Here is an 11392-nt window from a genome sequence, read left to right on the forward strand (position 1 = left end):
TGCCGTGCTGTGCTGCGGCGGTATCGGCAGGGGCCTGGGCTATTCGAGGTCGCGTACCCCCGCCTTCGAGCCGCGCACGCGGGCCCACATCGGGCGCTTCATGCTGGCAAACTGGTTGAGGAACTGGCGGTAACGCACGGCGAGGCGCGGTTCGATATACACGGCGATCACCACGGAGAGCAGGACCATGAACACCATCACATAGGGCCGCAGGTCGAGGCTGAGATGCAGCCGCTTCTCGGCGAAGCTGATGATCATGTAGCCGAGATTCTGGTGGACCAGATAGATCGGGTAGGCCGTGCGGCCCAGGACCGAGTAGAGCCGCTGGAGCCACGCGTAGTTCGCCTTGCGCGTAAAGCAGATAAAGATGCCGAGCGCGGCCAGCGCCATGAAGGGCCCGCTGATGGGGGCCGGGCTCGCTTTCGTGAGCAGCTCGGAAATGCGTGCGGCCTCCATCCACGAGCGAATGGCGATCAGGACGAACGTGGTCGCGAGCGCCAGGAGAACGACGGCCGAGTAGCGCCTTTTGATGATGATGAGGTAAAGCAGGATGCCGGCCGCGAAGAACGGCGCGTATCGTTCGAACGGGTAAGGGGTCGTCGGGCCGGCGGTGAACGCAAAGCCGGGCACGAGCGTCGCGGCGCTGTAAAGCGCGAGCAGCAGCGCGAGCGTCAAGGCGTGTTTGCTCATGTCGCCGAAGTGCATGGCGGCGAACACGATCAGGTAGAAGGTGACGAGAGTGCCGAGAGACCAGTACGACCAGTCGACGCCGTAAATGAGCGGAAGCGGCAGCACGAGCACGGAGCTGAGCAGGCCGAGGGACGAAGGCGAGTACCCCGCGGCGAAGTTCGCCGCAAAGGTGATCGGGGCGCAAACGAGCAGGCACGGCCCGAGCCTCACGAGCCGGTTCGTGAGGAATTGCCCAGGGCTGCGCGAGTGCGCCGAACCGATGATGATAAATCCGCTGAGGACGAAAAAAATGTCGACGCCGAACGAACAGTAGCGCAGCGCCGGGAAATTCACGGGATCGGCGCTGATCGTACCGAGTAGGGGTCCGAAATAATAGTAGTGCCAGGCCATGGTGAGGCACGCGAGGAGGAAGCGCAGCGCTTCGAGATAATCGATCTTGCCGTTCGCGCCCCGGCTGGAATTGTTTTTCATTGTTGGTGTCTCGCTACCTGGTGAGGTGCGGCGTTGCATGTGGTTGCGTACGGTCGCGTGCGGACCGTACGCGGGATGCCCGACCCCTCGGGCGATTCAATGAAAGAACTGGTCGATCAGCGGCCGGAACCGGTAGAAGGGGCTAAAGCCCATCAACATGCAGCATTCGGGCAGCCGGAAAGTCAGGCAGTAGAACAGCGAGAGGAAGAAAAGCGCTTTACCGTGGCGGCCGCTTCGATATGCGATTGCCGGTATCAGGTCGCGCGACACGTACTGGAAACAGGGCTCGAGCCGCGCGCGCAGGGCGGCGGGAACGCGGCTCATCACGTCGGGCGTGGTGATCGACCCAGTGCCGTCGGCGAGCAGCAGCATGAGGTACGACAGCGCGACGGCCGAAAGCCAGCGCCCCCAGTCCATCGCCAGGATGAAGATCGGAATCGAGCAGAGCGCGAGAAACCACAGGATCGCGAGATGGCGGCGCAGCAGGTCGGGAGAGCACACGCCCGCGCTGGCATCGCGCCGCGACGTGATGAAGGCGAGCACCGCGCTAATGCCGATGGCGCCGACAGCCCACTCCCAGAACTGGCCCGACACGACGACGTGCAGGGACATGGCCAGATTGGCGAGCGTGCTCCAGCCGAGCACGGTGACCGCGCCGAAGGGGATGTCCGGCGATTTCGGCGACAACAGGGCGCGCAGCGCCGGGTCGAGGGTCATCCACATCTCGCTCGCGAGTTGTGGGCTGCCGCGCCACAGGAAGCACACGCCGAGCATGACCAGCTGGATGAAAAGACCGAGCCGGACGAGCCATGTGAAAGTGAGATGCGTGGGGGCGAGCATTTGCGCGACGCGTCGCGCGAGCAGGTAGAAGGCCGGAAACGAGATGAACACGAATCCTTCGTGCACGAGCGGAAGCGCCACGCACTGCGCGAGGAAGACGACGAAGAACAGCCAGGCGGCGGGCAAGCGCCTCGCATCCGTGCCGGCGCGGCAGATGGAGATATAAAGCAGGCAGTCGATCGCAAGGGAGATATGGAACAGCATCTCCTTGCGAAAGAAGTACTCGCCGCCCAGGGCCATGTGCACGAGCCCGCCCGGCAGCAGCAGCGCGAGCAGGATCGCGGGGGTGCTTTGCCAGCGCGAGGCGCGCCACAGCGCGAACAGCAGCACGCACAGCACCGTGTAATTCACGAACACGAGGTGGTTGATCGCGCTGATCCAGTCGGCCTTCTCGCGCACGAGTCCGAGCAGCTCGCCGCCCAGGCCGCGCCGGACGAACCCGTGGTCATAGGTGATCAGCCAGTCGGTATAGCCGTAGCCGCTCCAGTTCAGGCTCTCGGGCTTGTTTGCGGTGGCGCCCCAGACAAGCGCAACGCCTACGCCCATGAGCGCCAGGACGATCCAGAGATTCACTCGTTTCACAGCTTCCCCCTTGCTTTTCCTGAACCGGTCGGCCGTCGTCGCGTGCCGATTCGAGTCGACGCGCTGTCGCTGACCCGCTGTGGTCGACCCGCTGTGGTTGACCTGCTGTGGTTGACTTGCTTTGGCGGTGGACCACCGGCTGTTTGCGCACTGCCTAGATGTCGTTGACTGCCTCGGCCGGGCGCCCGGGCGGCGCGCCGCCCGTCACCGCAAACGAGCCACGGGCCCCGGCAGCCCCGGTCTGGCGCCTGGAGCCGGCGCCGGCGAGAAAGACCGAGGCGGTGGTGCACAACAGCAGCGCCGCGCTCACGTCCAGCATGCTGAGCGCGCGCACTTCGTCGACGTAGCCGAGCGCGAGAAAGAGCGGCACATTGCACGCGGCGGCGAGCAGGGCATGGCGGCGCGCGCACTTTGGCAGCGCGCTCCAGCCCGTGGAGACGAGCAGCGCGAGCAGCCCAAGGATGACGATATTGGTGGGGCGTGGCAGCGGAATGCCGTAGGTCCACTCGGTCAGGAAGTAGTTGCGCGGGTTGGCATAGAAGCGCAGGTTCAACCAGAGATTGAACAGCGCCGGGTCGCCCGCATTGCCTGCGTAACGGTATTTGACGAGCGCATTGACGAGCGCGCCCGCGGCGATGCAGACGCCGATGCACGCCACGGCCGCGCGGCGCGAGGCGCGCAGGCGCAGGAACGGATAGAGCGTCACCGCGAAAACCGGGAACGACTCCTTGTTGAACGTCGCCACGAGCGTGAGCGCCACGAGCCATGCGATCTTCGCCCGGCACGCGAGCCAGACGGCGGTCGCCATGAACATCAGCTCGGGAAAATCATAGAAGTAGGTGGCCGGCATGACGATGGCCAGGACGAGAGGCGCAAGCGTGGCGGCCACTTCGTCGCCGGCGAGGTCGAGGCAGACCTGCCGCAGCATCAGCATCGCAACGAGCAGCGAGCAGAAGGAGAGGCCGTACACGACGTAATAGCGCAGTGCGTAAGCGGGATCGTCCGTGCTCTTCGCGCGTGTGAAGGTGGCGCGCAGCGGGTTGTGCGCCGGGGCGTCCTGGGCGAGATGCTCGAGAAAGCGCGTCTTGAGCGGCTGCGGGAGCAGCCGCTCGGCCGTGTTCGCGATGGTCGGCAGCAGTTGCCGGTAGACGTACGGCCGCTCGGCCGTGCCGTCCATAATCTCCGTGAGCGAGGTGCCCGTGTTGCCGTCACCAAAGCTGTGCTTGGCGTAATTGCCGCAAACGGCGGCTGCCGCGACGAGCAGGTAGGTGCACAGAAGCATCACGCTGCGCGTAATGTGCGCTCCGAGGCGCTGCTGCCGATACATGGGACACTCCTAAGTCAGGAAGCGCGGGGCCGCACGTTCGCACGTTCGCACGTTCGCACGTTCGCACGTTCGCACGGTCCCGCGGGCTCGCGTCAGGGCTTGGGATAGTCCGATCCGGACATGTCGGTGGTGTACGTGTAGGCATACGCGTAGTCATAGTGGCCGTAGCGGGCCCCACGCTTGAGTTCCACGGCATTGAGCACGCCGCCTATCACCCGGGCGCGCGCTCGTTGCAGTTTCTTGAGCGAAGCGCCGATCTCGCGTTCGGTGTGCGCACCGGCGCGGATCACGAGAACCGTTGCGCCGGCGATGTTCGCGACGATCGAGGAGTCGGCCACGGCGAGCAGCGGCGGCGTGTCGATGATCACGAGGTCGAATTCTTCGGAGAAGCGGCGCAGCATCTCCGTGAAGCGGCTCGACGTCAGGATCTCGGAAGGATTCGGCGGGTAGGCACCCGACGCGATGAAGTGCAGCCCCGAGACGCCGGTTGCGCGCGCGGCGATATCGAAGTCGACCTGACCCGTGAGCAGCTCGGTCAGGCCGCCTTGCGGCGAGCGGCCGAAGTACTGCGCGAGGCGGCCGCGGCGCAGGTCCGCGTCGATCAGCAGCACGCGCTTGCCCGACTCGGCGAACAGGGCGGCGAGATTCGCGCAAAGGAAGCTCTTGCCGTCGGCGGGCGTCGGGCTCGTGAACGCGATGATGCGGTTGGGCGTGTCGACGAGGCCGAACTGGAGCGTCGCACGCAAGCCCCGCAAACCCTCGACCGAAACGTCGAACGGATGCGTCTTGGCGAGCAGCGCGCGGGTGGGCGCATGGGGCGCGGGAACCGGCACCATGTCCGACTGCGCCATGTGGCCACGCTCGCTCGGGCGGGCTGCACGCGGGCGGATCAGGCGCGCGACACCCGAAGGCACCGCACGCATCACGCCGTTTCGCTCGGGCGCGGGCAGGGCGGCCTGCTTGCTGTTGGCGATCTTCAGGTCGCTGCGCGTTTGCTCGGCGGAGAGCGGAATCGAGCCGAAGATCGGCAACGAGAAGCGCCGCTCGATCGTTTCGGGGTCCGATATGCCCGTGATGAACATGTGGCGGCAGAACGCGAACGCGATCCCCGCGAGCACGCCGAGGAGCGCCCCCGCGGAGATGATGAGGCCGGCTTTGGGCGCGACCGGCACGGTCGGCACGAGCGCCTCGTCAATGATGTGCACGTTGCCGACCGTGCCGGCTTTCTGGATCGACAGTTCCTGGGTTCGGTTGAGCAGTGCGACGTAGATGTCGTTGGCGACCTTCGCGTCGCGTTGCAGCGAGACGGCTTCGCGCTCCGATCCCGGCAGGTCCTTGAAGTGGTCTTCGAAGCGCGCGCGTTCGGCGGAAAGCGCCGCGATCTGCGCGTCGGTCTGCTGGACTTCGGGGCTGTCGATCGTGAAGCGCGTGAGCAGTTGCGCGCGCGCGATGCGCAGCGCGGCGATCTGCTTTTCATAGTCGAGGCCGCCTTGCAGATACACCGAGGCCTCGGCCGTCGGCTGGAACGTGCCCGCCCGCGCCTGGTATTCGGAGAGCGCGTGCTCCGCGCGCTGGAGATCCTGGCGCAGCCGCGGCAGTTCGCTGTTCAGGAAGTCGAGCATCTTGCTCGCTTCCTCCTGCGCGCGCGTGGTGCGCTGCGCGAGGTACGACTGAGCGACGGCGTTCGTGATCGCCGTGATCGCCTTCGGGTCCGTGCCCATGAACGAAAGCTGCACGATGCCGGTGTCGTGACCGCGCTCCATGACTTGCAGGCCGCCCACGAGGCCCATCACGGCGTCGAGCTGGTTGGCGCGCGTGATGAAGAACTCGGTGTCGGGGCGCGCGACGAGCTGCGTCACCTTGATGGTGACGCCGTTGCCCTCGGCCTGCGTGCCGGCCTTTCCTGACAGCAGCAGTCGGCCCGCCGGATCGAGGAGATCGAAGCGGCTCTCGCCGCGCGCGCGCAGTGTGAGCTGCACGCCTTCGAGCGCCTTCGGCACCGTGATCGAATCGACGGCGAATTGCTCGCCACCCCAGGCGTACGAGCGCATGCCGAACCAGGCCGGCATCGGATGGCCCGGACGCGCGAACAACTGGGAGATGCGCGAGAGGTACGGCAGCATCTTCGGGCCCGCGCCGAAGTTGAGCCTGAACTGCTCGACCACGGGCTCGACCACGCTGCGGCTCTTGATGATCTCGATTTCCGCGTCGGTGTGGATCATGCCGCTGCCGGCGCTGGACAGTGAGCCGATCGCAGCGGCGGTTGCCGACCCCTGCTGCGACGGGTCGATCTGAAGCATGGCGTCGGCCGAGTAGATCCGCGTTGCGGTCTGGGCGTAGAAGATCGCCGCTCCCAGCACCAGCGCCGCGATGCCGATCACCCACCAGATCTGGTCGACGACCATGCGCACCAGATCGCGCATCACTTCGTCCTCGTCACCCCCGCGGGCTGGCGAGATGTCTTCAATGTCATAGGTACTCATTGTCAGCTCTCTCGGTCGCGGATATCAGGGGTTCACAAGTTCTTTCGTGAAGAAGATGGTCTGCAACGACGGCGTAATCAGGTCGAGCAAGCGGTTAAAGCGCGCCGACTGGGCAATCTGCACGTACACGACATCGCGCGGCGCCAGTTCGAACCGGGTCATCAGCATGATGGAGTCGACCTGCGTCATGTCGAGGCGGAACACCTGCGGCGTGGCGAGCTTCGTCTTGACCGTGTGGTTCGGGCCCGGCTGCGGGTCGATGCCGCGAATCACGTAAATGGCGTGCGGATTCGACGTGCGGTTGTCGATGCTGTTGGCGTTCGCGATGGCGTCGGCGAGCGTGAGCTTGCCGCGGTTCATCGGCACGATCGACGGATGCGCGATTTCGCCGAGCACGAACACGCGACTGTTGCTGCGATCGGGCACGTCAACGATGTCGCCGTCGCGAAGTAGTACGTTCTGCTGAATGTTGCCCGTCGAGACCAGCGAATCGACATCGATCTGATGCCGTACGCCATCGCGCGTCACGCCGACGTTTTGCAGGTCGGCGTCCTGCTGCGCGCCGCCCGCGCGGTTGAGCGCGTCGACGATCGACATTGGCATGTCGGTGATCGCCTGCCCCTGGGGCACGCGCACGTCGCCGAGCACCTGGATCTGCTTGCTGTTGAAGCCCGTGACGCGCACGTCGAGCTGCGGATTGCGGATCGTGCGGCTCAAGCCTTGCGTGAGCTTTTGCTGGACCTCTTCGGCGGTCAGGCCGACCACCTTTACGCGGCCTACGCGCGGAAAGAAGATGGTGCCGTCGGCCGCCACGCGCAGTTCGAGCCCGCCGATCTGGCCGCCGCCCGACACGCCGCCCAGGGTGCCGCCGCCGCCCGTCGCGCCGCCCGCCGAGCCTGCTGCGCCGCCCGCGGCCGCGCCACCCGTCACGCCGCCCGCCGTGCCGCCTGGCAGCGGAGGCGTGCCGGTGCCCGCGCCGCCTTGCGAGGTCAGCTCGGGGTGATCCCAAACGATCACCTGAAGCGAATCGTTGATGCCGATATGGTAGACGTACGCCGCGCGCGTGGCGGGCGTGAGGCACGTCAGCGGGCACGTGAGCAACGCCGCGTTGTCGTCAGGGTGCTGAATGAAGTATTGCGCGTTGATGGGCAGCACGTCGTAGACCGGCGGCGCCGTCTGCTGCGCGGGAGGCGCGGGTTCGCGCAAATTGCTTTCGTCAAAGAAGCCGCCGGGCGTCAAGCTGCACGCGCCGAGCGACAACACTGCCAACCCCGCGATGATGTTTTTTGTCTGCATGGTCAGTTTCCCCGCGTTACACGTGCGCGCCGATCCTTTCAGCGTCTGTCCTGCTGCCAGGCGCCAAAAAGAGCGCGTACACCAATCCACCACTGCTGCATGGCGACTGTCGGCCCGGTCCGGCCGAATGCCAGCGTGAGCGCACGGCCAAGCCCCGGGTCCGCGCGCGTGCCAATCAACGTGGCGTAAAAGATGAAAGCCCAGCGACCTGCCGGTGAGAGGTGGTCGCGCATGATGAGTCGCAGATTAAACGAAGCGTTGTAAAACGCCGTGCGGTTGAACACATAACGCTGATCTTCGTCCGCGCGCTGTGCCGGGAAGTGATCGACGAGAATAGTGGGGTCGTACATCAGCGTCCACGCGCGGCGCACGACGTCGAGGCTGAACTGCATTTCGCAGTGCACCTGCGCGCCGCTGCCGAGCAGCCGTTCGTCGAAGCGTATGCCCGTCACGGCCGCGCGCCGGAACGCCATGTTCACGGCCTTGAGCACCTGCACGCGGCGGCGCGGCCCCGCGCCGATGTGATGATTGCCGATCGCGCGGCCGTACCAGCGTACGAGCCCCACGTTGGGCGCGGCGCCCGTGAGCACGGTGCCGCGTTCGTGCACGATGTCGCGCCCGCCGATGCCGCCGAGTGTGTCGTCGTCGATGAAGGCTTCTTCCAGGCGCCTCGTCCAGTCGGGATGCGGCGCGGCGTCGTCGTCGGTGAAGCAGACGAGTTCGCCGCGCGAGGTTTCGAGGCCCATGTTGTAAGCGGCGACTACGCCCGGCTGCGTGACGGGCGCGACGCGCAGATTGCGCGTGCCGGGCCCGCTCACGCGCGTGCGCAACAGGTCGTGCGTGGCGTGGTCGTCGGCGCGCGCCACGACGATCACCTCGTCGGCGGGGCGCTCCTGTGCGTCGAGCGCTGCGAGACAGCGTGCGAGATCGGCGGGCCGCCGATAGGTCGGCACGACCACGGAAAGGCTGAATGCCTGGCTCACGTCCTTGACTCCCCCGGGTGAAGCTTGGTCAGTAGGCGTTGCGGCCGACAAATCCCTTCACGAGCGTGATGAGCACGATCTTGATGTCGAACCAGAACGACCAGTTGTGGATATAGAAAAGGTCGAACTTCACGCGCGTTTCCATTTTTTCGACTTTGCGCGTGGCGCCCCGGTAGCCGTTCACCTGGGCCCAGCCCGTGATGCCGGGCTTGATGCGGTAGCGATGCATGTAGCCGTACACGAGGTTCTTGTAGAGATCGTCGTGTTCGAGCGCGTGCGGGCGCGGCCCCACCACGGACATCTGTCCGAGCAGCACGTTGTAGAACTGCGGCAGCTCGTCGAGGCTCGTGCGGCGCAGGAACGCGCCCACCCTGGTCACGCGCGCGTCGTGCTCGGTGGCTTGCGTCACGACGCCTTCCTCCTCGCGGTGCACGGTCATCGAGCGGAACTTGTAGATGCCGAACGGACGGCCGTCGATCCCCTTGCGCATTTGCCTGAAGAACACGGGCCCCGGCGAACTCAGCTTGATCGCCACGGCGATCGCGGCGAACAGCGGCAGCGTGAGCACGAGCACGGCCAGCGAGAACACGCGGTCGAACACGAGCTTCGGCCACATCTGCGGCGCCGGAATCGGCATGCCGGTGAGGCTGATGGTGGGCAGCCCGAGCACGTCGACGAGCGAGTGATTAAAGAGCGCGAGGCTGCGCGTGTCGGGCACGAAGCGCAGATTCACGAAGTCGTTCTGGAACGCGCGCGTGAAGCGGTAGATCGTGTGCTCTTCGGAAAGCGGCAGCGCGAGCCAGACTTCGTTGATGTGCTCCTCGCGCACCTTCTGCACGAACGCGTTCATGTCGGTGAGCGTGGGCAGGCCGTTGATGCGCGCGTGCGACTCGGCGAACATGTCGGCGAACTGCGTCGTGTCGAACACGCACACGGGCTTGAAGCCCGCGTGCGCGCGCTGCTCCAGGTGCGCGAGCAGCGTGCGCGTGAAGCCCGGCGTGCCGACGAGCGCGACCGAGCGATAGTTCAGGCCGCGCCGCCGCGCCACACGCAGCGCCAGGTGCACGATCAGCTTGGTGGAAAGGATCAGCGCGCCCGAAATGAGCGTCGCGTAGCCGAACCACAGCCGCGAGATCGCCTCCGTGCGGTGCAGCGTGAAGCTGAGCATGAGGCCGGCCACCACGATCAGCAGCCAGGCGGCGGCCACGCGCGAGAGCATCGCCGGCAGCGACTTGCCGCGCCACGTCTCGTAGATGCCGAACACGGGGAACAGCAGCAGCACGAGCGCGCAGTTGAACGCGATCAGAAGCCGCTGCGTGTCTTCGAGCCCGATTGGCGACGAGTAGCGCATCCGGTGGGCGAGCAGAGCGCCTGCGATCACGAAGAACGCGTCGAAGGCCCTTGCGGTATTGCGAAACATGACAGCTCCCCGGCTGTTGCGGATGCGCTCAGGCGACGGTCTCGGCCTGGTGCAGGCGCGGCAGCAGGCGGTCGAACTCGCGGCGTACGAGCCGGTAGCATTCGCACGCGCGGGCTTCGAGCCCTTCGCGGTCCACCACCTCGATGCGGCCGCGATGATGGTGAATGAGGCCCTGGTCGTGCAGCTTGCCCGCCGCTTCGGTAATGCCCTCGCGGCGCACGCCGAGCATGTCGGCGATGCGTTGCTGCGTGACGGCCAGCTCGTTCGACGCGACGCGGTCCGTCTCGCTGAGCAGCCAGCGGCACAACTGGCTGGAGAGCGAGTGATGGCGGTTGCACGCGGCGGTTTGCGCGATCTGCGTGAGCAGGGCGTGCATGTAGAGCATCATCAGGCGGCGTAGCATGTCCGAGCGCGCGAAGTGCTGGCGCAGCGCCTGTGCGCTCATGCGGTAGGCGAAGCCCGCGTGCTGCACCTGCACGCGGCTCGGCATGGTTTCGCCGCCGGTGAGGATCGGCACGCCGGTCATGCCTTCGCGGCCGACGGCGGTCAGTTCGACGGAGCCGCCGTCTTCCATCGTCGAGAGCAGCGAAATGACCGCCGTGGTGGGAAAGTAGACGTGGTGAATGCGTTGGCCGGAGTCGCAGATCAACTGCTCGGTGCGCAGATGAACGAGTTCGAGATCGGGCGCAAGCGCCTGCCACTCATGCGTGGGCAGTGCACCGAGCAAATGATTGCCGTGCAGATCGGATTGAAGGGTGAGCATGATTGGTCCTCGCACGAAGCCGCGTGAAACACGGCATTCTGTTTTTTCCCCCGTCACCGCATCTCATGAGTCTCTGCACGCGCGGCGTGCCATGAGTGCGTTGTGTGGGCCCCGTAAACCCCCTGACGCGCCGGCCTTCGTTCGCGAAGTGCCTGTGTCATGCGTCGGTGCCTTCATTTAGCGAGGAGCGTGCCAGCGCACGGCAAAGCGAGCGCTGGCGCGATGCAGCATTGTTCGCGCGGCTCGCGCCGAGAAAAAGTCCGGCTTTTTGTTTCAAATCTGTACAGCGAGAAGGCGTGCGCCGCGCGTCCTTCCAGCCGTTGCCGCGCTCGCGAAGCCTTGCTGCGGCGGGGTTCCCGCGCGTTCCGGCATGCTGCTGCAAGGGGCTTTGCGCTTGAAACAAGCGGTGTTCGAAGCGGATTCGCCACCCGTCGCGCGCATGCCGAATTGATTCAGATGTGTTCCACGGCTTGCGTGCGTCGTCGCACATACGGTTATTTTGTGGTGGGACGCGCCCTGCACGCAGCACGCCTGCAC

9 protein-coding genes are annotated in these 11392 nt (G+C 65.9%); all 9 read right to left on the bottom strand.

The genetic code is table 11. The annotated features are described in order from the left end of the window. Positions 1-39 precede the first annotated feature (39 nt). The 9 genes from C7402_RS19730 to C7402_RS46325 all read right to left on the bottom strand — a co-directional run bounded on the left by C7402_RS19730 (position 40) and on the right by C7402_RS46325 (position 11345). Positions 40-1161 carry an acyltransferase family protein gene (locus C7402_RS19730; RefSeq protein WP_165841925.1) on the bottom strand — a complete coding sequence of 374 codons (1122 nt, stop codon included), beginning with the start codon at positions 1159-1161 and terminating at the stop codon, positions 40-42. Between the two features lie 96 nt (positions 1162-1257). Continuing rightward, positions 1258-2583 (bottom strand): hypothetical protein, encoded by a 1326-nt coding sequence (locus C7402_RS19735; RefSeq protein WP_133254509.1) that lies wholly within the window; start codon positions 2581-2583, stop codon positions 1258-1260. A gap of 154 nt (positions 2584-2737) precedes the next feature. Then, positions 2738-3910, bottom strand: a complete 1173-nt coding sequence (locus tag C7402_RS19740) for a hypothetical protein (protein ID WP_116611763.1) — start codon at positions 3908-3910, stop codon at positions 2738-2740. Positions 3911-4002: 92 nt separating this feature from the next. Continuing rightward, positions 4003-6393 carry a polysaccharide biosynthesis tyrosine autokinase gene (locus C7402_RS19745; RefSeq protein ID WP_116611764.1) on the bottom strand — a complete coding sequence of 797 codons (2391 nt, stop codon included), beginning with the start codon at positions 6391-6393 and terminating at the stop codon, positions 4003-4005. 24 nt (positions 6394-6417) lie between these two features. Next, positions 6418-7689, bottom strand: coding sequence for a polysaccharide biosynthesis/export family protein (locus C7402_RS19750; protein WP_116611765.1), 1272 nt, complete (start codon positions 7687-7689; stop codon positions 6418-6420). Between the two features lie 38 nt (positions 7690-7727). Further along, positions 7728-8672 carry a glycosyltransferase family 2 protein gene (locus C7402_RS19755; RefSeq protein ID WP_112172510.1) on the bottom strand — a complete coding sequence of 315 codons (945 nt, stop codon included), beginning with the start codon at positions 8670-8672 and terminating at the stop codon, positions 7728-7730. A gap of 28 nt (positions 8673-8700) precedes the next feature. Further along, positions 8701-10092, bottom strand: a complete 1392-nt coding sequence (locus C7402_RS19760; protein WP_116611766.1) for an undecaprenyl-phosphate glucose phosphotransferase — start codon at positions 10090-10092, stop codon at positions 8701-8703. Positions 10093-10120: 28 nt separating this feature from the next. Next, entirely contained in the window at positions 10121-10855 is a 735-nt protein-coding gene (locus C7402_RS19765) for a Crp/Fnr family transcriptional regulator (protein WP_112172512.1), read from the bottom strand. 157 nt (positions 10856-11012) lie between these two features. After that, on the bottom strand, positions 11013-11345 hold the full coding sequence (locus C7402_RS46325) for a hypothetical protein (protein ID WP_133254510.1): 333 nt from the start codon (positions 11343-11345) through the stop codon (positions 11013-11015). Positions 11346-11392: the final 47 nt, after the last annotated feature.

It is taken from the genome of Paraburkholderia unamae (genome assembly GCF_003096875.1).
GTDB lineage: Bacteria > Pseudomonadota > Gammaproteobacteria > Burkholderiales > Burkholderiaceae > Paraburkholderia > Paraburkholderia unamae.